Annotated in this window: 21 protein-coding genes, 2 pseudogenes and 1 riboswitch; of the genes and pseudogenes, 19 read left to right on the top strand and 4 right to left on the bottom strand. The window is 70.1% G+C overall.

Annotated features, from left to right (window positions below):
- The first annotated feature begins 41 nt into the window (after positions 1–41).
- The 6 genes and pseudogenes from gsiC to RT282_RS01985 all read left to right on the top strand — a co-directional run.
- On the top strand, positions 42–962 hold the full coding sequence (gsiC, locus tag RT282_RS02010; RefSeq protein WP_313312579.1) for a glutathione ABC transporter permease GsiC: 921 nt from the start codon (positions 42–44) through the stop codon (positions 960–962).
- A gap of 16 nt (positions 963–978) precedes the next feature.
- Entirely contained in the window at positions 979–1,884 is a 906-nt protein-coding gene (gene gsiD, locus RT282_RS02005) for a glutathione ABC transporter permease GsiD (protein WP_313311482.1), read from the top strand.
- Positions 1,881–2,906, top strand: coding sequence for a P1 family peptidase (locus RT282_RS02000; RefSeq protein ID WP_313311481.1), 1,026 nt, complete (start codon positions 1,881–1,883; stop codon positions 2,904–2,906). Before gsiD ends, RT282_RS02000 begins: the two co-directional genes overlap by 4 nt.
- Positions 2,907–2,974: 68 nt before the next feature.
- On the top strand, positions 2,975–3,793 hold the full coding sequence (locus RT282_RS01995) for a M55 family metallopeptidase (protein ID WP_313311480.1): 819 nt from the start codon (positions 2,975–2,977) through the stop codon (positions 3,791–3,793).
- 168 nt (positions 3,794–3,961) lie between these two features.
- Positions 3,962–4,702, top strand: a complete 741-nt coding sequence (locus RT282_RS01990; protein WP_313311479.1) for an amino acid racemase — start codon at positions 3,962–3,964, stop codon at positions 4,700–4,702.
- Positions 4,703–4,753: 51 nt separating this feature from the next.
- A pseudogene (locus RT282_RS01985) lies at positions 4,754–5,245 on the top strand (LysR family transcriptional regulator); the annotation flags it as partial.
- Here the strand turns inward: RT282_RS01985 and RT282_RS01980 are convergent.
- Positions 5,218–5,351, bottom strand: a pseudogene (locus RT282_RS01980) (FAD-dependent oxidoreductase); the annotation flags it as partial. The pseudogenes RT282_RS01985 and RT282_RS01980 sit on opposite strands and share 28 nt — an antisense overlap.
- Positions 5,352–5,610: 259 nt before the next feature.
- Here RT282_RS01980 and RT282_RS01975 point away from each other — a divergent pair.
- The 4 genes from RT282_RS01975 to RT282_RS01960 all read left to right on the top strand — a co-directional run bounded on the left by RT282_RS01975 (position 5,611) and on the right by RT282_RS01960 (position 9,478).
- Positions 5,611–6,498 (top strand): amino acid ABC transporter substrate-binding protein, encoded by an 888-nt coding sequence (locus tag RT282_RS01975; RefSeq protein WP_313311478.1) that lies wholly within the window; start codon positions 5,611–5,613, stop codon positions 6,496–6,498.
- A gap of 74 nt (positions 6,499–6,572) precedes the next feature.
- The gene (mnmE, locus tag RT282_RS01970) at positions 6,573–7,976 is read left to right on the top strand and encodes a tRNA uridine-5-carboxymethylaminomethyl(34) synthesis GTPase MnmE (RefSeq protein ID WP_313311476.1); all 1,404 of its coding nucleotides are present in this window, start codon (positions 6,573–6,575) and stop codon (positions 7,974–7,976) included.
- A 76-nt stretch (positions 7,977–8,052) separates the two neighbouring features.
- Positions 8,053–8,550 carry a cyclic nucleotide-binding domain-containing protein gene (locus RT282_RS01965; protein WP_312302541.1) on the top strand — a complete coding sequence of 166 codons (498 nt, stop codon included), beginning with the start codon at positions 8,053–8,055 and terminating at the stop codon, positions 8,548–8,550.
- Positions 8,551–8,629: 79 nt separating this feature from the next.
- Positions 8,630–9,478, top strand: coding sequence for a hypothetical protein (locus RT282_RS01960; RefSeq protein ID WP_312757167.1), 849 nt, complete (start codon positions 8,630–8,632; stop codon positions 9,476–9,478).
- Between the two features lie 30 nt (positions 9,479–9,508).
- On the opposite strand, the gene RT282_RS01955 is transcribed toward RT282_RS01960, so the two are convergent.
- Both RT282_RS01955 and RT282_RS01950 read right to left on the bottom strand, forming a co-directional pair.
- Positions 9,509–10,063, bottom strand: a complete 555-nt coding sequence (locus tag RT282_RS01955; RefSeq protein ID WP_313311475.1) for an adenine phosphoribosyltransferase — start codon at positions 10,061–10,063, stop codon at positions 9,509–9,511.
- Positions 10,064–10,114: 51 nt separating this feature from the next.
- Positions 10,115–12,097, bottom strand: coding sequence for a monovalent cation:proton antiporter-2 (CPA2) family protein (locus tag RT282_RS01950; protein ID WP_312757170.1), 1,983 nt, complete (start codon positions 12,095–12,097; stop codon positions 10,115–10,117).
- Positions 12,098–12,144: 47 nt separating this feature from the next.
- Between RT282_RS01950 and RT282_RS01945 the strand changes: the two genes are divergently transcribed.
- From RT282_RS01945 to RT282_RS01930, 4 genes are read left to right on the top strand one after another with little or no spacing between them, the layout of a single operon-like run.
- On the top strand, positions 12,145–13,149 hold the full coding sequence (locus tag RT282_RS01945; RefSeq protein WP_312757172.1) for a KpsF/GutQ family sugar-phosphate isomerase: 1,005 nt from the start codon (positions 12,145–12,147) through the stop codon (positions 13,147–13,149).
- Complete coding sequence (locus RT282_RS01940; RefSeq protein WP_313311473.1) at positions 13,149–13,715, top strand: HAD hydrolase family protein; 567 nt, start codon at positions 13,149–13,151, stop codon at positions 13,713–13,715. The genes RT282_RS01945 and RT282_RS01940 overlap by 1 nt, the downstream gene beginning before the upstream one ends.
- An 11-nt stretch (positions 13,716–13,726) precedes the next feature.
- On the top strand, positions 13,727–14,341 hold the full coding sequence (gene lptC / locus RT282_RS01935) for an LPS export ABC transporter periplasmic protein LptC (RefSeq protein WP_313311471.1): 615 nt from the start codon (positions 13,727–13,729) through the stop codon (positions 14,339–14,341).
- Between the two features lie 6 nt (positions 14,342–14,347).
- On the top strand, positions 14,348–15,139 hold the full coding sequence (locus RT282_RS01930) for an SDR family oxidoreductase (RefSeq protein ID WP_313311470.1): 792 nt from the start codon (positions 14,348–14,350) through the stop codon (positions 15,137–15,139).
- Between the two features lie 102 nt (positions 15,140–15,241).
- Here RT282_RS01930 and RT282_RS01925 read toward each other — a convergent pair whose 3' ends face one another.
- A complete protein-coding gene (locus tag RT282_RS01925; RefSeq protein ID WP_312757179.1) occupies positions 15,242–15,718 on the bottom strand; it encodes an RNA-binding protein in 477 nt (158 codons plus the stop codon).
- Between the two features lie 245 nt (positions 15,719–15,963).
- Positions 15,964–16,072, top strand: a riboswitch (yybP-ykoY riboswitch).
- 102 nt (positions 16,073–16,174) lie between these two features.
- Here RT282_RS01925 and RT282_RS01920 point away from each other — a divergent pair.
- The 5 genes from RT282_RS01920 to RT282_RS01900 all read left to right on the top strand — a co-directional run bounded on the left by RT282_RS01920 (position 16,175) and on the right by RT282_RS01900 (position 22,048).
- Positions 16,175–16,747, top strand: coding sequence for a TMEM165/GDT1 family protein (locus RT282_RS01920; RefSeq protein WP_313311469.1), 573 nt, complete (start codon positions 16,175–16,177; stop codon positions 16,745–16,747).
- Between the two features lie 127 nt (positions 16,748–16,874).
- Positions 16,875–18,011 carry a homoserine O-acetyltransferase gene (locus RT282_RS01915; protein WP_313311468.1) on the top strand — a complete coding sequence of 379 codons (1,137 nt, stop codon included), beginning with the start codon at positions 16,875–16,877 and terminating at the stop codon, positions 18,009–18,011.
- On the top strand, positions 18,008–18,592 hold the full coding sequence (gene metW, locus RT282_RS01910) for a methionine biosynthesis protein MetW (protein WP_312302517.1): 585 nt from the start codon (positions 18,008–18,010) through the stop codon (positions 18,590–18,592). The genes RT282_RS01915 and metW overlap by 4 nt, the downstream gene beginning before the upstream one ends.
- 222 nt (positions 18,593–18,814) lie before the next feature.
- Positions 18,815–20,803, top strand: coding sequence for a methyl-accepting chemotaxis protein (locus tag RT282_RS01905; RefSeq protein ID WP_313311467.1), 1,989 nt, complete (start codon positions 18,815–18,817; stop codon positions 20,801–20,803).
- A gap of 63 nt (positions 20,804–20,866) precedes the next feature.
- Positions 20,867–22,048, top strand: coding sequence for a GGDEF domain-containing protein (locus RT282_RS01900; protein ID WP_313311466.1), 1,182 nt, complete (start codon positions 20,867–20,869; stop codon positions 22,046–22,048).
- Positions 22,049–22,076 lie beyond the last annotated feature (28 nt).

The following is a 22,076-nucleotide window of genomic DNA, read 5'->3' as shown; positions in this document are numbered from 1 at the left end:
CTTGCCTTGACCCCAAAGCGGGACTGGTGTCCCGCACTGCCATGCTGAATTACTTCTTCAAACGCCTGCTGGGGCTGCTGCCCACGCTGCTGATCGTGGCGGTGCTGGTGTTCCTGTTCGTGCACCTGCTGCCCGGTGACCCGGCGCGCCTGGCCGCGGGCCAGGATGCCGACGAGGCCACGGTGCAGCTGGTGCGCCAGGAGCTGGGCCTGGACAAGCCGCTGCCCGAGCAGTTCGTGCACTTCTTCTCGCGCATGGTGCAGGGCGACTTCGGCCTGTCGATGCGCACGCGCCGCCCGGTGGCGGCCGAGATCGGCGAGCGCTTCATGCCCACGCTGCTGCTCACCCTGAGCAGCATGGCCTGGTCGGTCGTCTTCGGCATGGCCATCGGCATCGTCTCGGCCGTGTACCGCAACCGCTGGCCCGACCGGCTGGGCATGACGCTGGCGGTGTCGGGCATCTCGTTCCCGGCGTTTGCGCTGGGCATGATGCTGATGCAGGTGTTCTCGGTGCAGCTGGGCTGGCTGCCCACCGTGGGCGCCGACTCGTGGCGCCACTACATCCTGCCGTCCATCACGCTGGGCGCGGCCGTGGCCGCGGTGATGGCGCGCTTCACCCGCGCCTCGTTCGTCGAGGTGGTGCAGGAGGACTTCGTGCGCACCGCTCGCGCCAAGGGCCTGAACGAGCGCGTGGTGATCCTCAAGCACTGCCTGCGCAACGCGCTGATCCCGGTGGTCACCATGATGGGCCTGCAGTTCGGCTTCCTGCTGGGCGGCTCCATCGTGGTCGAGGCGGTGTTCAACTGGCCGGGCCTGGGCCGCCTCCTGGTGGACGCGGTGACCATGCGCGACTACCCCGTCATCCAGACGCTGGTGCTGCTGTTCTCGCTGGAATTCATCCTCATCAACCTGGTGGTGGACATGGCCTACGGCTTCATCAACCCCACCATCCGCTACAAGTGAAAGAAGAGGACCGGCGATGAGCGCTCCCTCCGTTTCCTCCCCGGCCGCTGCGGCCCCGGCCGCCGAGGCGGTCCGCACCCCCTGGCGCGAGTTCTGGCGCAAGTTCAAGCGCCAGCACGTGGCCGTGGCCGCGCTGGTGTTCGTGCTGCTGCTGGTACTGGTGGCCGTGCTGGCGCCGTACCTGGCGCCGTTCGACGCCGAGAACTACTTCGACTACGAACGGCTGAACGAAGGCCCCTCGGCCGTGCACTGGTTCGGCGTCGACCCGCTCGGGCGCGACATCTTCAGCCGCATCCTGATGGGCGCCCGCATCTCGCTGGCGGCGGGTTTCTTCTCGGTCGCCATCGGCTGCCTGATCGGCACCGCGCTCGGGCTGCTGGCCGGCTACTACGAGGGCTGGTGGGACCGCATCGTGATGCGCATCTCCGACGTGCTGTTCGCCTTTCCCGGCATCCTGCTGGCGCTGGGCGTGGTGGCGATCCTGGGCTCCAGCATGACCAACGTGGTGGTCGCCGTGGCCGTGTTCAGCGTGCCGGCGTTCGCGCGGCTGGTGCGCGGCAACACGCTGGTGCTCAAGCACCAGACCTACATCGAGTCGGCGCAGAGCATCGGCGCCAGCGACTGGACCATCATCACGCGTCACATCCTGCCGGGCACCATCTCGTCCATCGTCGTGTACTTCACCATGCGCGTGGGCACGTCGATCATCACCGCGGCCAGCCTGTCGTTCCTGGGCATGGGCGCGCAGCCGCCGACGCCCGAGTGGGGCGCCATGCTCAACGAGGCGCGCGCCGACATGGTGAATGCGCCGCACGTGGCGCTGTTCCCGAGCCTGGCCATCTTCCTCACGGTGCTGGCCTTCAACTTGCTGGGCGACGGCCTGCGCGACGCGCTCGATCCGAAGATCGACCGGCAGACATGAGCATGCAACCCCCCTGCATCGGCGGCCTGCCGGCCGGGCCGCGCGACGCCATCACCGATGTGGCCGGCGTCACCGTCGGCCACGTGACGCTGGCCGAGGGCGATGTGCAGACCGGCGTCACGGTCATCCACCCGCACGCGCAGGACCCGTTCCGCCACAAGGTGCCCGCGGCGGCCGCCGTCATCAACGGCTTCGGCAAGAGCGTGGGCCTGACGCAGCTGGCCGAGCTGGGCCAGCTGGAGACGCCGATTGCGCTGACCAACACCTTCTCGGTGCCGGCCGTGGCGCAGGCGCAGATCGCGCAGTGCGTGCGCGCCAACCCCGAGACCGGCCGCGCGCTGCCCACGGTGAACCCGCTGGTGCTGGAGTGCAACGACGGCTACCTGAACGACATCCAGCGCATGGCCGTCACGGCCGCGCATTACGAGGCGGCCTGCGCCGGCGCGGGCCCGAACGTGGCCCAGGGCGCGGTGGGCGCGGGGCGCGGCATGTCCAGCTTCCAGCTCAAAGGCGGCATCGGCACCGCGTCGCGCCGTGCGGACGGGGGCTACACCGTCGGTGCGCTGGTGCTGGCCAACTACGGCGTGCAGTCCCACCTGGTCTGGGGCGGCGAGCCCCTGGGCCGGCGGCTGGCCGCGCGCCAGGGCGCCCCGGCCGAGACCACGGAAAAGGGCTCGATCATCATGCTGCTGGCCACCGACGCGCCGCTGGACGCGCGCCAGCTCGGTCGGCTGGCGCTGCGCGCGGCGGCAGGGCTGGCGCGCACCGGCTCGGTCTACGGGCACGGCAGCGGCGACATTGCCGTGGCGTTCTCCACCGCCTACACACTGCCCCACCTGCCGGACCTGGCCGACGCGCCCATGCCTGCCGTGGCCATGGTCCACGAGGTCCGGCTGGACGCGTTGTTCCATGCCGCCGCCGACAGCGTGGAGCAGGCCATCGTGCACGCGCTGTGGCATGCCGACCCGGTCACGGGCCGCGCCGGCCACCACCGGCAGGCGCTGCGCGAACTCCTGAATTGATAGCTGTAAGCGCAAACCAGGGAAGCGCTGGAGGCCGATTTGACCCATAAAAGACCCCGGATCTGTCCATGAAAATTCTCATCTCCGTCGACATCGAGGGCGTGGCCGGCGTCTACCACGCCGAGCAGGTGCGAGCGGGCAACCCCGAATACGAGCGCGCCCGCCGCCTGATGGCTTTGGAAGCCAACGCCGCCATCGCCGGCGCCTTCGATGGCGGCGCCAGCGCGGTCTACGTGAACGACTCGCACGGGGGCTTTCGCAACATGCCGCCGGACCTGCTCGACGAGCGCGCCCAGGTCATCCAGGGCAAGCCGCGCTACCTGGGCATGGTGGCCGGCGTGGAGCTGGGCGTGCAGGGCGTGTGCATGATCGGCTACCACTCGCGCGCCCAGGGGCGCGGCATCCTCGCGCACACCATCAACAGCTTCGCGTTCGCGCGCATCCGCCTGAACGGCCAGGAGCTGGGCGAGATGGGCCTGTACGGGCTGCTCGCCGGGAGCTACGGCGCGCCGGTGGTCGCGGCCTCGGGCGACGACGTGTTCATCGACGAGCACCGGGCGCTGTTCCCACAGACCCGCTTCGTGCAGGTCAAGCGCGCCACGGGCTTTTCCAGCGGCATCAGCCTGTCGCCCCAGCAGGCCTGCGCCGCCATCCGCGAGGGCGTGGCCCAGGCCGTGCCGCAGGCCCGGGGCGTGGCGCCGCTGCGCATCGAGGGCCCCGTTACCGTCGACCTGCTGGCGCAGAGCCCGGCGCTGGCCGAGCTGTTCTGCCAGTGGCCGACGCTGGAACGCACCGACGGCGACGCGCTGCGCTTCACCGCGCCCGACGTGGAAGCGGCGGTGCGCATGCTCAACTGCCTGTCGGCGATGTCCATGATGCTGAAATGAAGGACATCCCCCTGAGCGGCTGCGCCGCTTCCCTCTTCTCTCGCCCTGCTGCGCAGTGCCGGAAGGGGGACGACGCTGGTGGACTGGCGAAGCCAGATCCACGGCGTCTGCTGGCCTGGGTGCGCCACTTGCATATGCCGCGGTGGTGCCGCGCGGTGGAGAGCTGAGATGACACACGTTGCAAGCCGCACGGTCGGCATCCTGGCCGGCATGGGGCCGGCTGCCGGGGCGGACTTCGCCCGGCTGTTCGTCCTCGCCTGCGAGGACTGGCTGCGCGCGCACGGCCATGCCGTGGTCGACCAGGCCTATCCCGCGCACTGGATGGCGCAGCTGCCCATTGCCGACCGCACGCGCGCGCTGGCCGACCCACAGGCGCCGCAGCCGCTGGCGGCCCTGGCGCAGGGGCTGGCGCAGCTCGCCGGCCTGGGCGCGCGCGCCGTGGCCATGCCCTGCAACACCGCGCACGCCTGGCACGCGGCGCTGCAGCGGCAGGTGCCGCAGGTCGAGCTGCTGCACATGCCGCAAGAGACCGCGGCCGAGCTGCGCCGCCGCGGCCTGGACCGCGTGGCCCTGCTGGCCACCGAGGGCAGCTACCGCATCGGCCTGTACGAGCAGGCCTTCGCCGCCCAGGGCATCGCCTGCGTGCTGCCCGGCGAGGCGGCGCGGCAGTGGCTGATGGAGGGCATCTACGGCGGCGTGAAGGCCGGCGACTTGGTGCTTGCGCAGCAGCGCTTCGTGCAGGCCGGAGCGCAGCTGCGCGCCCAGCACGGCGACATCGCGCTGGCCATGGCCTGCACCGAGATCCCGCTGGCGCTGCCCCAGGCACCCGAGGCGCAGGGCTGGACGCTGGTCGACCCCACGGCGATCCTGGCCGCCAGCCTGGCGCGCCGCGCCTACGCAGACTCCTGATGCGATCCTGAGCCCCTGGCGCGCGGCCGGCGCTGCAGGCATGGTGAGCGCATGCGATTGCGCCACATCGAAGTCTTCAACGCCGTCATGCTCACCGGCAGCGTCAGCGCCGCGGCGCGGCTGATCAACGTCACCCAGCAGGCCGTCAGCCGCATCCTGGCCCATGCCGAGCTGCAGCTGGGTTTCGCGCTGTTTCAGCGCACGCGCGGGCGCCTGGTGCCCACGCGCGAGGCGCAGATCCTCCATCCCCACTTCGAGCAGCTGTTTGCCCAGCTGGGCGACGTGCAGCGCCTGGCGGCCCGCCTGCGCCAGGAGGAGCGCAAGGACGAGCTGCGCATCCTGACGGTGTTCGCCTTGAGTTTCGAGGTGCTGCCGCGCGCGCTGCGGGCGTTCCGCATCCAGTACCCGGGCGTGGCGGTGACCATCGATGCGCTGCACTCGCCGCAGATCGTCGCCGCGCTGGTGCGCCAGGAGGCGGACCTGGGTTTCGTCTTCACCGGCGTGGCGCACCCCTGCTGCGCGCCGTTGCCGCTGCTGGCGCCGCTGCAGGCTGCGCCTGGTCGACCACGGTGACGCGCAGGCCCTGGCCCTGGAGCTCGTAGGCGGTGGCCAGGCCCACGATGCCTGCGCCCATGACACACGCATGCATGGTTGTTGGAACGGTTGAAGCCGGTTGGCGAAGGCGGCACTGTAGGCCCGCGCACTGGTGCCTGAACATTGCCAAGCGCGCGCGTGAGCATGCCGGCAGGTTATGGCTTGTGGGTGTTTGTCTGCATGGCAGCGCCCTGCTGCAGGCCACATAATTTTTGGTAATGCCATCCGCCGTGAATGGCATTGTTCAAGCGGGCTGCAGCCTCTCTACAGTGCCGCTGCACCGCACCACAACCATGAAAGAAGGAGACGGCAGCATGCAACCCACCACCTCTTTGGCGCTGGCCGCCGCCATCGCCGCCTGCACTCTGGCCACCGCCCACGCGGACACCCTCAAGAAGGTCGCCGACTCGGGCAAGATCACCGTGGCCTACCGCGAGTCCTCGGTGCCGTTCAGCTATCTGGCCGGCTCTGGCGGGCCGGTGGGCTTTTCGGTGGAGGTCACCAACGCCATCGTGGACGCCGTGAAGAAGCAGGTGAACAACCCCGGGCTGAAGGTGGAGATGCAGGCCGTGACATCGCAGAACCGCATCCCGCTGCTGCAAAACGGCACTGTCGACATCGAGTGCGGCTCCACCACAAACAACGCCACGCGCGGCAAGGACGTGCAGTTCGCTATCAACTACTTTTACACCGGCACCCGGCTGCTGGTGAAGAAGTCCTCGGGCATCAAGAACTACGGCGACCTCGCCAAGAAGAAGGTGGCCAGCACCACCGGCACCACCAACGCCCAAGTCATCCGCAAGTACAGCAAGGACAACAACCTGGACTTCGACATCGTCCTGGGCAAGGACCACGACGACGCCATGCTGCTGGTCGACACCGGCCGGGCCGAGGCCTTCGCCATGGACGACATCCTGCTGTTCGGCCTGAAGAACAACGCCCGAAACCCGGCCGAGTGGGAAGTGGTGGGCGATTCGCTGCAGGTCGAGCCCTATGCCTGCATGGTGCGCAAGGACGACCCGCAGTTCCAGGCTCTGGTCAATGGCGTGATCGGCGGGATGATGAAGTCGGGCGCGTTCGAGAAGCTCTACGACAAGTGGTTCATGTCGCCCATCCCGCCCAAGAACCAGGTCATCGGCCTGCCCATGAGCAAGGAACTGCGCGACAACCTCACCGCCTTGAGCGACAAGCCCGCCATGTGAGCGCGTGCGGGGCCGGGCGGCGCGGGCCATTAATAATGGTGGGTTCGCCCGCTTCACGCCTTGTGCCCCCGTCCATGCTCGCCCGCCGCCACGACCCCATCGCCGCCATCGCCACCGCCCCCGGACGCGGGGCGGTGGGCATCGTGCGCGTCTCGGGGCGCGGTCTCGCGCCGTTCGCGCAGGCGCTGCTGGGCCGCTCCCTGAAGCCGCGCCACGCGCACTACCTGCCGTTCGCCGACGAGGGCGGCCAGCCCATCGACCACGGGCTGGCGCTGTACTTCCCGGCCCCGCACAGCTACACCGGCGAGGACGTGCTGGAGCTGCAGGCCCACGGCGGCCCGGTGGTGCTGCAGCTGCTGCTCTCGCGCTGCCTGCAGGTGGCGGCCGCCGGCACGCTGGCCGGCCTGCGACTGGCCGAGCCGGGCGAATTCACCCAGCGCGCCTTCCTCAACGACAAGCTGGATCTGGCCCAGGCCGAGGCCGTGGCCGACCTGATCGACGCCAGCACCGAGGCCGCCGCCCGCGGCGCCAGCCGCTCGCTGGCCGGCGCCTTCTCCGCCGAGATTCACGCGCTGCTGGACGCCCTAGTGCACCTGCGCATGCTGGTGGAGGCCACGCTGGACTTCCCCGAGGAAGAGATCGACTTCCTGCGCAAGGCCGACGCCGCCGGCCAGCTGGCCCGGCTGCAGCAGCTGCTGGCCGGCGTGCTGCAGCGCGCCACCCAGGGCGCGCTGCTGCGCGAGGGCATCAAGGTGGTGATTGCCGGCCAGCCCAACGCCGGCAAAAGCTCGCTGCTCAACGCCCTGGCCGGCGCAGAGCTTGCCATCGTCACGCCGATCGCCGGCACCACGCGCGACAAGGTGCAGCAGACCATACAGATCGAGGGCGTGCCGCTGCACGTCATCGACACCGCCGGCCTGCGCGAGGCCGGCGACGAGGTCGAGCGCATCGGCATCGAGCGCGCCTGGGACGAGATCGCCGGCGCCGACGCCGTGCTGTTCCTGCACGACCTCACGCGCCAGCACGAGAGCGGCTACGCCAGCGCCGACCAGGCCATCGCCGCCACCCTGCAGGCAACCCTGCCCGCGGGCGTGCCCGTCATCGACGTGTGGAACAAGAGCGACGCCGCGCCCGAACCCCCGCCCGCCGCCGCGCCCGGCCATGCCAGCGTGCGCCTGTCCGCCCGCACCGGCGACGGCCTGGACGGGCTGCGCCGCAAGCTGCTGGAGGTCGCAGGCTGGCAGGCCGCACCCGAGGGTGTGTACCTGGCCCGCGCCCGCCACCTGCAGGCCCTGCACGCCGTCGACGCGCACCTGATGGAGGCCGCAGCCCAGCTGCACGGCAGCCAGCAGCCCGCGCTGGACCTGCTGGCCGAGGAGCTGCGCCTGGCGCAGAACGCGCTGAATGCCATCACCGGCGAGTTCGGCTCCGACGACCTGCTGGGCGTGATCTTTTCGCGCTTTTGCATCGGCAAATAACCCAGTTCCGCCTGGCCGTAAATATGTGTAACTCCAACTTGTGTGCCGCGGCCCGCCGCGCTACCGTTCGCGCGCGATGAATGCCCTGCCCACCGCTACCACCACGTCCAAGGCCGATCTGCGCGGCCTGATCGACGCCATCACCCACGCCACCGCCGAGGACAGCATGAACAACCTGCTGACCAGCGAGCAGTGGGACATGCTGGCCGCCTACCTGCTGCCGGTGCACCTGACTGCCGGGCAGGTGCTGTTTTCCCAGGGCACCAACGATCGCACCCTGTACCTGGTGGAAAGCGGCTCGCTCAGCGTGCATTTCGAGGACGACAAGCAGCGCCTGCGCCTGGCCATCGTGGCGCCCGGCTCCCTGGTGGGTGAGGGTTCGTTCTTCTCGCACCGCCCGCGCAGCGCCACCGTGCAGGCCGGCGCGCCTTCCAAGCTGTGGAGTCTGCCGGCCCTGCGCCATGCCGAACTGGGCAACCGCCAGCCCGCCGTGGCCCTGCAACTGGCCATGGCCGCGGGCGCGGTGCTGGCCAAGCGTCTGGGCAACCGGCGCCGGCGCATCGCCGCCACCTGAAACGCTCGGCCACTCCGCGCAATGCGGCTGGCGGAGGCTACACTCGAAACACCCCACCCGCCCCGTTTCAAGGCAAGGCATGTCGTTGTTCAGCTGGCTGTTTCCCAAGCCCAAGCGCCCGGCAGCGCGCGTCGCGCCGCCCTCCTCCGCCCACGCCCCGCTGGCCGGCGCCCGCGCCGAGGGCCGGCCGGTGCCGCCCGCCCCACAGGCTGGCACGCCCGAGGCAGGGGGCGCCCGCAGAAATGAGCGCATGGAGCGGCGCGAGCAGCTGTACGCCGTGGTGCGCGACGTGATGGTGCGCGCCGGCGTGCTCTCGGCCGGCTACAAGTTCAAAGTGCTGTCGCTGGACCAGCGCGGCGCGCAGTTCCTGGTCATGATCGACCTGGCGCCCGAATACAGCCTGGAGCCGCTGCGCAGCAACGAGATCGAGGCGCTCATCGTGCAGACCGCCAGGGCGCGCTGCGACATCCTGATAACCTCGGTCTACTGGCGCCTCAACCAGCAGCTGGGCGCCCGCCCCGGCGCGGTGCCGCGGCCCACCCCGGGCCTGGCGGCGGTGCCGGCGCCGCAGGTTTCCTCCCCGGTCATCGGAGCCCAGGCCCAGATGCCGGCACGCCCCGCGCCCGTGCGCCCACCGTGGGCCGGCGCGGCTTCGCGACCGGCGCCGCTGGTGCCGCCCCAGCCGGGACAGCGTCCGGCCGCGCAACAGTTCGATCCCATCGAGCCCGACGAGGTGGCCGCCTTCAAGCAGGCCCTGGCCAGCGCCGCCGCGGCACGCCCCACACCCGTGGCGCGGCCCGAGCCCGGCGTCACCACGCGCAGCGGCCCGCTGCTGCCGCCCGCCTCTGGCTTCGAGGACACCTTGCTGCCCGGCCAGGAAAGCCGCAGCGGCGATCTGAGCACCACCCAGTACGGCGACCTGGACTGAAAGAAGAAAAAAGCAAGGGCGCGCCGAGCCTCAGTGCCCGCCGAAGTCCACCAGCGTGTACAGCGGCAGGCCGGCGGCTCTCAGCCGTTGCGAGCCGCCCAGCTCGGGCAGATCGACGATGGCAGCGCCCTCCATGACCTGGGCGCCCAGCTTTTCCAGCAGTTTCTTGCCAGCCATCATGGTGCCGCCGGTGGCGATCAGATCGTCCACCAGCAGCACGCGGTCGCCCGGGCGCACGGCATCGGCGTGCAGCTCGACTGTGGCACTGCCGTACTCCAGCTCGTAGGTTTCCTCCACCGTGGTGAAAGGCAGCTTGCCCTTCTTGCGGATGGGCACGAAGCCCACGTTCAGCTCATAGGCCACCACGGCGCCCAGGATGAAGCCGCGCGCATCCAGCCCCGCCACCACGTCCGGGCGCAGGGCGCGGTCCATGTAGCGGTGCACGAAAGCGTCGATCAGCACGCGAAAGACTTGGGGATCCTGCAGCAGCGGGGTGATGTCGCGGAACTGCACGCCCGGCGCCGGCCAATCGGGGACGGTGCGGATGTGCTGGCGCAGATAGTCGTTGACGCTCAGGTCGTGCATGGCAAGGCGGGCAGTGCAAAAAACAGCCGGCAAGTGTAGGGCCTGGCCGCATCAGCCCCGCAGCAGGCGCTGCTCGGCCAGCGCCAGCGCCGTAGGGTGGCCCGACAGCACCAGCGTGTCCCCCGCGGCCAGCGGCCTGCCGCCCTGGGCCGACGTGTGCCCGCTGGCGCTGCGCACGCTCACCAGCCGCACGCCGATGGCGTGCAGGGGCAGCTCCTGCGGCGCCTGGCCCAGCGCGGCGGCACCGGCAGGCAGGGTAACGGTGGCCAGGCGCTCCTGGTCGCGCTCGGCCACGGTGTCGTCGTCCGCGCCATGAAAGTAGCCGCGCAGCAGGCCATAGCGCGCATCGCGCTGGTCGCGCACCACGCGCAGCACGCGGCGCATGGGCACGCCCAGCAGGGCCAGAGCGTGGCTGGCCAACATCAGCGAGCCCTCGATGGCCTCGGGCACGACCTCGGTGGCGCCAGCGGCCTGCAGCTGGTCCAGGTGGGTGTCGTCCTGGGTGCGCACCACCACCGGAACGTGCGGGGCGTGGGTGCGGGCGCTGGCCAGCACCTTCAACGCCGCCGGCGTGTCCAGGTAGGTCACCACCACGGCGGCGGCGCGCGCCAGGCCGGCGGCCATCAACGCCTGCAGCCGCGTCGCGTCTCCATAAACCACCGAATTGCCGGCCGCGGCGGCCTGGCGCACGCGGTCGGGGTCCAGATCCAGCGCCATGTAGGCGATGCCCTCGCCCTCCAGCATGCGCGCCAGGTTCTGCCCGCAGCGGCCATAGCCGCAAATCAGCACGTGGCCGCTGGTATTGATGGCCTGGCGGGCGATGGTGGTGACCTGCAGCGACTGGTGCATCCAGTCGCTGGCCGCCAGCTTCATGACGATGCGGTTGCTGTGCAGCACCAGGAAGGGGGTGGCCAGCATGGACAGCACCATGGCGGCCAGCACCGGGTTCATGAGGGCCGGCTCGACCAGTGCGTGGGTCTGCATCAGGCTCAGCAGCACGAAACCGAACTCGCCCGCCTGCCCCACGAACAGGGCGGTGCGCAGCGACACGCCAGCGGTGGCGCCCTGCACCCGCGCCAGCGCCACGATGATGGCCGTCTTGGCCAGCAGCGGCACCAGCAGCAGGGCCAGCACCAGGGCCCAGCGCTCGATCAGGATGTGCCAATCCAGCATCATCCCCACGGTGATGAAGAACAGCCCCAGCAGCACGTCGTGGAAGGGGCGGATGTCCGTGCCCACCTGGTGGCGGTACTCGGTTTCGGACACCAGCACGCCGGCAATGAAGGCGCCCAGCGCCAACGACAGCCCGGCCAGCTCGGTCAGCCAAGCCAGCCCCAGCGTGACCAGCAGCAGGTTGAGCATGAACAGCTCGTCGCTTTTGCGTCGCGCCACCAGGGTCAGCCACCAGCGCATGACGCGCTGCCCGCCCACCAGCAGCACGCCGACCAGCAGCACCGCCTTCAGCAAGGCCAGGCCCAGAGCCAGCAGCAGCTGGTCGGGCGAGGAGCCCAGTGCCGGGATCAGTACCAGCAGCGGCACCACTGCCAGGTCCTGGAACAGCAGGATGCCCAGCACACGCCTGCCATGCTCGCTCTCCAGCTCGCCGCGCTCGGACAGCAGCTTGACCACGATGGCCGTGCTGCTCATGGCCAGGGTGCCGCCCAGCGCCAGCGCCGACTGCCAGCCCATCTGCCAGACCCCGCCGGCCAGCCGCGACAGCGCCAGCAAGGCGGCCGTGAACACCGCCGCGGACACCACCACCTGCAGCAGTCCCAGCCCGAACACGTGCCGGCGCATGGCGCGCAGCTTGGGCAGATTGAACTCCAAACCGATGGTGAACATCAGGAACACGACGCCGAATTCGCCCAGGTGGCGCACACCTTCAGAATTGCTGGTCAGCGCCAGCGCGTGCGGGCCGATCAGGATGCCGGCGGCCAGGTAGCCCATCATGGGCGGCAGGCGCAGGCTGCGGCAGGCCACCACGCCCAGCACGGCGGCGAGCAGGTAGAGCAGGGTCAGCGCGAGAGAGGACATGTGCGATCGTAGTGCGGGCGCCCATGGCCCGCCGATAGAATTTCACCATGCCCCACGATGCCGACGACCGCCCTCTCCTGCCTGCCGCCGAGCAGGTCCTGCGCCAGGCGCGCGAGACCCTGGCCGCCGAGGCCCAGGCGCTGCAGGACATGAGCGCCCGGCTGGGCCAGCCCTTCGTGCTGGCCGTGCAGCGCATGCTGGACATCACCGGGCGCGTGGTCGTCATGGGCATGGGCAAGAGCGGGCACGTGGGCCGCAAGATCGCCGCGACTCTTGCTTCCACCGGCACCCCCGCCTTCTTCGTGCACCCGGCCGAGGCCAGTCACGGCGACCTGGGCATGGTGACCACCGGCGACCTGGTGCTGGCCCTGTCCAACAGCGGCGAGAGCAGCGAGCTGACCGTGCTGCTGCCCGTGCTGCGCCGCCAGGGCGTGCCGCTGGTGGCGCTGACCGGCGGGCTGCAGTCCACGCTGGCGCGCCATGCCGACGTGGTGCTGGACTGCAGCGTCGCACGCGAGGCCTGCCCGCTCAACCTGGCCCCCACTGCCAGCACCACCGCCCAGCTGGCCATGGGCGACGCCCTGGCCGTGGCGCTGCTGGATGCGCGGGGTTTTCGGCCCGAGGACTTCGCCCGTTCGCACCCCGGCGGGGCGCTGGGCCGGCGCCTGCTGACCCACGTGCGGGACGTCATGCGCGCCGGCGCCGACGTGCCGCGTGTGCCGCCGCAGGCTTCTTTCAGCGAGCTGATGCGCGAGATGAGCGCCAAAGGCCTGGGCGCCGCCGCCGTCGTGGACGAGGACGGCCGCCCGCTGGGCATCTTCACGGACGGTGACCTGCGCCGGCGCATCGAGGCCGGCGCCGAGCTGCGCGGCGTGCTGGCGCGCGACGTGATGCACTCGCGCCCGCGCACCATCGCCGCCGATGCCCTGGCCGCCGACGCCGCCCAGACCATGGAACGACACGCCATCACCAGCGTGCTGGTGACCGAGGGCGACGGCACGCTGGTGGGCATGGTGCACATCGGCGACCTGATGCGCGCCAAGGTGATCTGATGGCCGGCACGCCCCCACCCCTGGCCCCCGTGCTGCAATTTCCGCCTGAGCTGCTGCTGCGCGCGCAGGACGTGCGCGTGGCTTTCTTTGACGTCGACGGCGTGCTGACCGACGGCAGCCTGTACTTTTCCGCCGAAGGTGAAACGCTCAAGCGCTTCCACACCCTGGACGGCCACGGCCTGAAGCTGCTGCAACAGGGCGGCATCACGCCGGCCGTGGTCACCGGGCGCGACTCGCCCGCGCTGCGCCTGCGCCTGTCGGCCCTGGGCGTGGCGCACGCGCGCTTCGGCACCGAAGACAAGCGCCCCGCTGCCGAGGCCATCCTGGCCGAGCTGGGCTTGGACTGGCACCAGGCCGCCGCCATGGGCGACGACTGGCCCGACCTGCCCGTGATGCGCCGCGCCGCCCTGGCCTGCGCGCCGCAGGGCGCCCATGCCGAGGTGCGGGCCGTGGCCCACCACGTCACCACTGCGCTGCCCGGCGCCGGAGCCGCGCGCGAGCTGTGCGACCTGCTGCTGGTGGCCAGCGGCCGCTACTCCGGCCTGCTGGCCGCCTACGCCGGGTGACGGTGCCGCCCATGCGCCTGCGCCACGCCTGGGAGCGCCTGTCGCTGTACCTGCCCGTGCTGCTCATGGGCCTGCTGGCTTTGAGTACCTGGTGGCTGGTGCGCAACGCGCCCACCCCCGTGCAGCCTGCAGCCGAGCGGCCGTTGGCGCACGAGCCCGACTACTACATGCGCGACTTCTCTGTCAAAACCTTCGACGCCACAGGGCGCCTGGCCAGCGAGGTGCGCGGCACGTTGGCCCAGCACTACCCCGACACTGACACCCTGGAGATCGACCAGGCCCGCATGCGCTCTGTGAGCGAGAACGGACAGGTCAGCACCGCCAGCGCCAATCGCGCCGTGTCCAACGCCGACGGCTCCGAGGTCCAGCTGTTCGGCCAGGCCGTGGTGGTGCGCGAACCCATGGCGCGCGCCGGTGCCGCGCCCACGCCGCGGCTGGAGTTCGCTGGCGAATTCCTGCACGCCTGGACGCGCGAGGAGCGGGTGCGCTCCAACCAGCCGGTCACGCTCAAGCGCGGCAATGACGTCTTCACCGCCGACAGCCTGGAGTACGACCACCTGTCGCAGGTGCTGCAGCTGCAGGGCCGCGTGCACGGCACGCTGCAGCCGGCGCCGGCGCGCCGCTGAACGGCCATGGCGCAGCCGCTGGCCTTCATCACCGGCGCCTCCAGCGGCATTGGCCAGGCGCTGGCCCTGCACTACCTGCAAGCCGGCTGGCGCGTGGCGCTGGCCGCACGCCGTGAAGATAGGATGAAATCGTGGCTCAAGGCGCATACAGCAAGCGCGAGCAGCTATGAAATCTATAGTTGTGACGTGAGCCGGCCGGACAGCGTCATCGCCGCCGCCCAGGCCTGCATCGCGCGCCAGGGCCTGCCTGACGTGGTGATCGCCAACGCCGGTATCAGCATCGGCATGGACACGGCCGAGCGCGCGGACATCGACGTCATGGCCCGCGTGCTGGCCACCAACAACCTGGGCATGGCCGCCACCTTCCATCCCTTCGTCGCGCCCATGCGCGCACGCGGCAGCGGCCGGCTGGTCGGCATTGCCAGCGTGGCGGGCATTCGCGGGTTGCCGGGGCATGGCGCCTATTGCGCCAGCAAGGCGGCGGTCATCAGCTACTGCGAAAGCCTGCGCGGCGAATTGCGCGGCACGGGCGTGCGCGTGGTTACCCTGAGCCCTGGCTACGTGGACACGCCGCTCACGCGAGAGAACCGCTATGCCATGCCTTTCCTGATGCGCCCCGAGGCCTTTGCCGCACAGGCTGCGCGCGCCATCGCGGCAGGCACCAGTTACCGCGTCATTCCCTGGCAGATGGGCGTGGTGGCCAAGCTGCTGCGAGCCCTGCCCGATGCGCTGCTGGACCGCCTCCTGGCCGGACGGCCGCGCAAGCACCGCCAGGCGCAGGGAGGCAGGACGGACTAGGCGCCATCAGCGGGAGGCACAAAAAGAAAAAGGCTCCGGGAGGAGCCTTTTTGCTTCAAGCCGCGCGCCCTTTGCAGGGCCGTGCGGCTGCCGACGTGCTGATTAGTAACCGCCGCCGTTGTTGTTGCCACCGCCGTAGCCGCCACGGCCACCGCCGCTGCCGCCACGGGGACCGGCGCCGTAGGGGCTGCGGAAGCCGCCTTCGCTGCGGCCACCGCCGCCGTAGCCGCCGCCACCACCGCTGCGGCCACCGCCGCCGCCGTAGCCGCCGCCACCACCGAAGCCGCCACCACCACCGCCGAAGCCGCCACCGCTGCGCGGGGGACGGGGCTCCATCGGACGTGCTTCATTGACGACGATGCTGCGGCCGCCCAGAGACTGGCCGTTCATGCCGTTGATGGCTTGCTGCGCTTCCGCGTCGCTCGCCATCTCGACGAAACCGAAACCCTTGGAGCGGCCGGTATCGCGCTCCATCATGACCTTGGCGCTGGTGACCGCGCCGAACTGGCCGAAGGCCTGCTCCAGGTCCTGATCGCGCACGGAATAGGGCAGATTGCCTACGTACAGTTTGTTGCCCATCACGGGACTCCTCAAAAACAAATGGATTTAGCGACGGAGTCCCGAACCCGCAGCCAGTGAATCACAAAGACGCCCTATGCGCGAAAACTGACGGATCACCGCAACCTCGGCAGGCTGAAAAAACGCCTGCTCGAACATTATGGAGCACAAAACTGCCGCACTTACAACCGTTTTTCGCCTGAATTGTTGCCAAGCTGCTTCAGCGACACAGCGCGCCCCTGAGCGTGGCGGCGCCGCTACAATTCGCCCCGGTCCATGGGGAGTAGCCTGCCTGCAGTGACAGGAGGCATGCATCAACAGACTTGGCGCCTTGCGCGCCATGGTGCATGCGGCCCGCGGCGCAATGCTGCGGGCGGGGCGAGACCATTGGCTGCGCGCCGATCCGAACGTGGCCGGAGGTCGGGCGTGGCCAATGCTGTCCGCGTCATTCCGGCCGCGCCTTTCCCGCATCTATCCATGGAAGCCTTCTTCATTTCCTCCGCTGTCGTCGCCCTGGCCGAGATGGGCGACAAGACGCAGCTGCTGTCGCTGGTGCTGGCCGCGCGCTTTCGCAAGCCCTGGCCGATCGTGGCCGGCATCTTCGTGGCCACGCTGCTCAACCACGCGCTGGCCGGCGCCGTGGGCGCCTGGGTGACCACGGTGCTGGGCCCGCAGGCGCTGCGCTGGGGCCTGGGCGTGTCGTTCATCGCCATGGCGGTGTGGATGCTGATCCCGGACAAGCTGGACGAGGACGAAGCCGGCGGCGCCGCGCCACGCCTGGGGGTGTTCGGCGCCACCGCGGTGGCCTTCTTCCTGGCCGAGATGGGTGACAAGACCCAGGTGGCCACCGTGATGCTGGCCGCGCAGTACAGCAGCTACGCGGCGGTGGTGGCCGGCACCACGCTGGGCATGATGCTGGCCAATGCGCCAGTGGTCTGGCTGGGCGAGCGCATCACCCGGCGCGTGCCGATACGCACGGTGCACGCGGTGTCGGCCGTCATCTTCCTGGTGCTGGGTGTCATGACCCTGCTGGCGCCCGCTTTGGCATAATCATCCTCTCAAAACGCGCCGATTTGCACCGCTTGCGGGCGCTTTACAAATCCTGCTAAAGACGTGGCCATCGCGCGCATGCAATCCGGCCCGGCCCGTTTTTAGCGAGAGCCGGGCTTTTTTGTTCATGCCGTCGTTCATCGCCACCCCGCAAACCATGCACTTTGCCCAGGCGCTGCCGCTGGCCTGCGGCGCCTCGATCCGCGATTACACGCTGGCCTACGAAACCTACGGGCAGCTGAACGCGGATAAGAGCAACGCCGTGCTGGTGTGCCACGCGCTCAATGCCTCGCACCACGTGGCCGGCAGCTACGAGGGCCAGCCCAAAAGCGAGGGCTGGTGGGACAACATGATCGGCCCGGGCAAGAGCGTGGATACCAACCGCTTCTTCGTCATCGGCATCAACAATCTGGGTTCGTGCTTCGGCTCAACCGGGCCCATGCACACCCACCCGGACACGGGCGAGATCTATGGCGCGGACTTTCCCGTGGTCACGGTGGAGGACTGGGTCAACGCCCAGGCGCGGCTGCTGGACGCGCTGGGCATCCAGCAGCTGGCCGCTGTCATGGGCGGCAGCCTGGGCGGCATGCAGGCATTGAGCTGGACGCTGCAATACCCCGAACGCATGCGCCATGCAGTGGTGGTGGCCAGCGCACCCAACCTGACGGCGGAGAACATCGCCTTCAACGAGGTGGCGCGCCGCGCCATCGTGACCGATCCGGACTTCCACGGCGGGCATTTCTACCGCCACGGCGTGATTCCAAAGCGCGGCCTGCGCATCGCCCGCATGATCGGCCACATCACTTACCTGTCCGACGACGTGATGAACGAGAAGTTCGGCCGTGAGCTGAGGAACGCGGTCAATGGCGGCTACCAGTACAGCACGCAGGACGTGGAGTTCCAGATCGAGAGCTACCTGCGCTACCAGGGCGACAAGTTCAGCGACTACTTCGACGCCAACACCTATCTCTTGATCACCCGCGCGCTGGACTATTTCGACCCGGCGCGCTCCCACGGCGGCAGTCTGGCGCAGGCACTGGCAGCGGCGCGTGCGCGCTTCTTGCTGGTGAGCTTTTCCACCGACTGGCGCTTTTCGCCCTCGCGCAGCCGCGAGATCGTCCACGCGCTGCTGGAAAACCGCCGCAGCGTGGCCTACGCCGAAATCGACGCGCCCCACGGACACGACGCCTTCCTGCTGGACGATGCGCGCTACATGGCTGTGGTGCGCGCCTATTTCGACAACATCGCAAAGGAGATGGCATGAGCGACCACGCCACCATGGATGCCATCGCCCGCCTGGTGCCCGAGGGCAGCCGCGTGCTCGACCTCGGGTGCGGCGACGGCGCGCTGCTGGACCTGCTGCAGCGCACCCGCGGCTGCACCGGCTATGGCATCGAGATCGCCGACGACAACGTGCTGGCCTGCGTGCGCCGTGGGGTGGACGTGATCCAGCTCAACCTGGACGAAGGGCTGGCCCTGTTCGAGGACAACAGCTTCGACGTGGTGCTGCAGATCGACACGCTGCAGCACCTGCGCAACGCCGAGGTCATGCTGCGCGAGACCGCCCGGGTGGGCAAGAGCGGCATCGTCGCCTTCCCCAACTTCGCGCACTGGCCCAACCGGCTGTCGGTGCTGCGCGGGCGCATGCCCGTGACGCGGCGCCTGCCCTACCAGTGGTACGACACGCCCAACATCCGCGTGGGAACGTACAAGGACTTCGAGGTGCTGGCGCACAAGAACCGACTGCGCGTGCGCGATGCCTTCGGCCTGCAGGACGGACGCGTGGTGCGCTGGCTGCCCAATGCACGCGCGGGCACGGCGGTATTCCACTTCGAACACGCCTGAGCAGGCGTCTCAAAAATCATAGCTGCCAGCGCTTGCTTGGCGGGCATTTGAGGCCAAAAACACCCTGAAATCCGGAAATCGGGGCATCGGGCGGACGGCCCGCCTACGCATCTTTGCGTACGGGAAGTCGTGAATAAATGTAACTCCCATCCTGCCGTAGATTGAGTGCCCGCCGCTTTTTTGCCTGGCGCGTCACCTTTTTCTGCCGCAGGAGTTTGCCCCATGGCTGCCGCCCCCCATCCCGCTCCACGCAACCGATCCGTCGCCCGGCGCGTCACCCTCCTGGCCCTGGCCCTGGTGGCGGGCGTGCTGGTGCTGCTGGGCGTGGCCCTGACCGTGCTCACCGAGCGCAGCACGCGCGAGCAGCTGGTGCTGAGCGTGGGTACCACCGCCCAGGCCGTGGCCCAGTCGCTGGACGCGGCCGACAACACCAACCGCGAGATGGTGCGCGGCGCCATGCGGGGCTTCCAGCGCTATTTCGAGGCCACCATGCAGCTGGACGAGGGCACGGGTGAGCTGCGCAGCTACGGCGGCCTGGTCAACGGCGACTACAGCTCGGTGGACAAGTTCGCCAACGAGACCGGCGGCGTGGCCGCCGTGTACGGCAGGAAAGGCGACGACTTCGTCACCATTACCACCTCGGTCAAGAACGCCGAGGGCCAGCGCGCGCTGGACGTACCGCTGGCGCGCACTGACCCGGCCCTGGCCGCCGCCCTCAAGGGCGAGCCCTACACCGGCCTGGTCACCCTCCAGGGCAAGGCCTACATGGGCCACTACCAGCCGATCAAGGACGGCGCAGGCAAGCCCGTGGCCCTGCTGTTCATCGGCAACGACGTGAGCCTGTTCCAGTCCATGCTGCAAAAGCAGGTGGAGCAGACGCACTTCTTCGAGCACGGCGGCGTGTACGTGATCGCCCCCGGCGCCACGCTGGAACAGGCGCGCTTCATCTACCACCCCAGCGCGCGCGGGCGCACGGTGCTGGAGGCCTTCCCGCAGGCGCGGCCCTTCCTGCAGGCCCTGGCCGATGCGCCCGATGGCTATGTGCGCGAGGCCCAGGCCCTGCTGCAGCCGGCCACCGAAGACGCCTGGGCCCTGATGCGCAAGACCCAGGGCGGCTGGTGGGTGGTGGCCGAGGTGCCGGACTCCGAAGCCATGGCCGGCCAGCACCGCATCAACACCGCCCTGTGGCTGCTGATGGCGCTGGCGCTGGCGCTGCTGGGCGCGGGGCTGCTGATCATGCTGCGCCGCGGCGTCAGTCAGCCCCTGGGCAGCCTGACCCGCGCCGTCACCCTGGTGGCGCACGGCGACCTGACGCAGAGCTTTACCACCACCCGCCGCGACGAGATCGGCGCCCTGGTGCAGGAAGTGGAGGGCATGCGCCAGCGTTACGTGCAGATGCTGCAGCAGGTGCGCACAGCCGCCGGCAGCATCGACACCGCCAGCGCCGAGATCGCCAGCGGCAACCAGAACCTGTCCGAGCGCACCGAAGCCACGGCGAGCAGCCTGGCCGAGACGGCACAAAGCATGGAGCAGCTCACCGCCACCGTGCAGCAGACAGCGGACGCCGCGCGCCAGGCCAACCAGCTCGCCGCCTCGGCCGCCGAGGTGGCTGCGCGCGGTGGCCAGGCCGTCAGCGAGGTGGTCAGCACCATGGGCGAGATCAACGACGCCAGCCGCAAGATCGCCGACATCATCCAGGTCATCGACGGCATTGCCTTTCAGACCAACATCCTGGCGCTGAACGCCGCCGTCGAGGCGGCCCGCGCCGGCGAACAGGGCCGGGGCTTCGCCGTCGTGGCCGGCGAGGTGCGGGCACTGGCCGGCCGCTCGGCCGAGGCGGCGCGCGAGATCCGCCAGCTCATCCAGGCTTCGGTGGGCAAGGCCGAGTCCGGCGCGCGGCTGGTGCAGCACGCCGGCAGCACCATGGACGAGATCGTGGGCAGCGTGCAGCGCGTGGGCGACATCGTCAGCGAGATCACCGCCGCCGCGGCCGAGCAGGCCGGCGGCATCGGCCAGGTCAATCAGGCCGTGGGCCAGCTGGACCAGATGACGCAGCAAAACGCCGCCCTGGTCGAGGAATCCGCCGCCGCCGCGCTCAGCCTGCGCGAGCAGGCCGCGCGCCTGGCCGCTGCCGTGCAGGTCTTCAAGCTGGACTCCGCCGCCCAGCTCGGGGCGCCCGGCGCCGCTCCCCTGGCACTGCAGGGCGGCTGAGCGCCCGCGGCGGGCCGCACGGGCAGGGTATTCTCGCGGCCTCGACCCGCTCATCTCCTCGCCGTGCCGCCTCTCGACGTATTCACCATGCTGGTCATGACGGCCGCGGCGTCCTTCGCCATGGCCGGCGCCATGGGGGCGGTGCGGCCGCACAAGCGCGAGGGCGTGGGCCTGTGGGCGCTGGCGCTGCTGCTGCACGCCAGCTGCTACGTGCTGTACGCGCTGCGCGGCGTGGCGCCCGACTGGGCCAGCGTGGTGCTGGCCAACACGCTGCTCTCCGGCTCCTTCGCGCTCACCCTGGCAGCGGTGGAACAGTTCCAGGGCCGGCCGCAGCCCTGGTGGCGCATGGCCGTGCCGCTGGTGGTGGTAGCGGCGCTGTTTGCCTGGTTCATCGACAGCTACGCCGCCCGGCAGATGGTCTCCGGCACCGTGCTGCCGGCGCAGCTGCTGCTGGTGCTGTGGGCCCTGTGGCGGCCGCACTCGCCCGAACAGCGGCGCGGCGCGCTGCTGCTCAGCGTGTGCGTACTGATCGAGGTGCTGCTGCTGGCCGGGCGCGGCTGGCTGGCCCTGACCGGGCGCATGGACAACACCGGCCTGCTGCAGATCAGCCCCAGCCAGTCCGTGGTGTTCGTGATGGCCTTCGTCACCGTCATCCTGTCCTCGCTGGGCTTCATCCTGATGACCAAGGACCGGGCCGACGCTGCCAACCTGCGCCTGGCCACCCACGACCCCCTGACCGGCGTGGTGAACCGCCGCGCCCTGCTGCAGGTGCTGGCGCGCGACGTGGCCCAGGCCGCGCGTGCCCGCACGGCCTATGCGCTGGTGCTGCTGGACATCGACCACTTCAAGGCCGTCAACGACAACCACGGCCATTTGGCGGGCGACCAGGTGCTGCGCCACGTCGCCCAGGTGCTGGGCACGCGGCTGCGCCGGCAGGACCTGCTGAGCCGCTACGGCGGCGAGGAATTCCTGGTGCTGCTGCCCGATACCGACCTGGCCGGTGCGCTGCAGCTGGCCGAGGCGCTGCGCCATGCCGTGCAGGCTACGCCCTGCCCGCACGCGAGCGGGCTCATCGGCGTCACAGTCAGCCTGGGCGTGTGCGCCGCGCGGCCGCACGGGCCGGACTGCGGCGAGGCGCCGATCGAGTCCGCCGACCAGGCCCTGTACGCCGCCAAGGCCGCCGGGCGCAACTGCGTGCGCCATGGCCCCGCGCCGGACTGCGGCGCCGGCGCTGACGTATCCTGACCCCTTTCCCCCTTTCGCTTCGACGCCG

It is taken from the genome of Pulveribacter sp. (assembly GCF_032079985.1).
GTDB lineage: Bacteria > Pseudomonadota > Gammaproteobacteria > Burkholderiales > Burkholderiaceae_C > Melaminivora.
Note: the sequence above shows the minus strand (reverse complement) of the source record. Positions and strands in the feature narration are given on the sequence as shown.

Coding starts and splice junctions, on each gene's coding strand:
- gsiC (WP_313312579.1), top strand. CDS start 42: ATGCTGAATTACTTCTTCAAACGCCTGCTGGGGCTGCTGCCCACGCTG.
- gsiD (WP_313311482.1), top strand. CDS start 979: ATGAGCGCTCCCTCCGTTTCCTCCCCGGCCGCTGCGGCCCCGGCCGCC.
- RT282_RS02000 (WP_313311481.1), top strand. CDS start 1,881: ATGAGCATGCAACCCCCCTGCATCGGCGGCCTGCCGGCCGGGCCGCGC.
- RT282_RS01995 (WP_313311480.1), top strand. CDS start 2,975: ATGAAAATTCTCATCTCCGTCGACATCGAGGGCGTGGCCGGCGTCTAC.
- RT282_RS01990 (WP_313311479.1), top strand. CDS start 3,962: ATGACACACGTTGCAAGCCGCACGGTCGGCATCCTGGCCGGCATGGGG.
- RT282_RS01975 (WP_313311478.1), top strand. CDS start 5,611: ATGCAACCCACCACCTCTTTGGCGCTGGCCGCCGCCATCGCCGCCTGC.
- mnmE (WP_313311476.1), top strand. CDS start 6,573: ATGCTCGCCCGCCGCCACGACCCCATCGCCGCCATCGCCACCGCCCCC.
- RT282_RS01965 (WP_312302541.1), top strand. CDS start 8,053: ATGAATGCCCTGCCCACCGCTACCACCACGTCCAAGGCCGATCTGCGC.
- RT282_RS01960 (WP_312757167.1), top strand. CDS start 8,630: ATGTCGTTGTTCAGCTGGCTGTTTCCCAAGCCCAAGCGCCCGGCAGCG.
- RT282_RS01955 (WP_313311475.1), bottom strand. CDS start 10,063: ATGCACGACCTGAGCGTCAACGACTATCTGCGCCAGCACATCCGCACC.
- RT282_RS01950 (WP_312757170.1), bottom strand. CDS start 12,097: ATGTCCTCTCTCGCGCTGACCCTGCTCTACCTGCTCGCCGCCGTGCTG.
- RT282_RS01945 (WP_312757172.1), top strand. CDS start 12,145: ATGCCCCACGATGCCGACGACCGCCCTCTCCTGCCTGCCGCCGAGCAG.
- RT282_RS01940 (WP_313311473.1), top strand. CDS start 13,149: ATGGCCGGCACGCCCCCACCCCTGGCCCCCGTGCTGCAATTTCCGCCT.
- lptC (WP_313311471.1), top strand. CDS start 13,727: ATGCGCCTGCGCCACGCCTGGGAGCGCCTGTCGCTGTACCTGCCCGTG.
- RT282_RS01930 (WP_313311470.1), top strand. CDS start 14,348: ATGGCGCAGCCGCTGGCCTTCATCACCGGCGCCTCCAGCGGCATTGGC.
- RT282_RS01925 (WP_312757179.1), bottom strand. CDS start 15,718: ATGGGCAACAAACTGTACGTAGGCAATCTGCCCTATTCCGTGCGCGAT.
- RT282_RS01920 (WP_313311469.1), top strand. CDS start 16,175: ATGGAAGCCTTCTTCATTTCCTCCGCTGTCGTCGCCCTGGCCGAGATG.
- RT282_RS01915 (WP_313311468.1), top strand. CDS start 16,875: ATGCCGTCGTTCATCGCCACCCCGCAAACCATGCACTTTGCCCAGGCG.
- metW (WP_312302517.1), top strand. CDS start 18,008: ATGAGCGACCACGCCACCATGGATGCCATCGCCCGCCTGGTGCCCGAG.
- RT282_RS01905 (WP_313311467.1), top strand. CDS start 18,815: ATGGCTGCCGCCCCCCATCCCGCTCCACGCAACCGATCCGTCGCCCGG.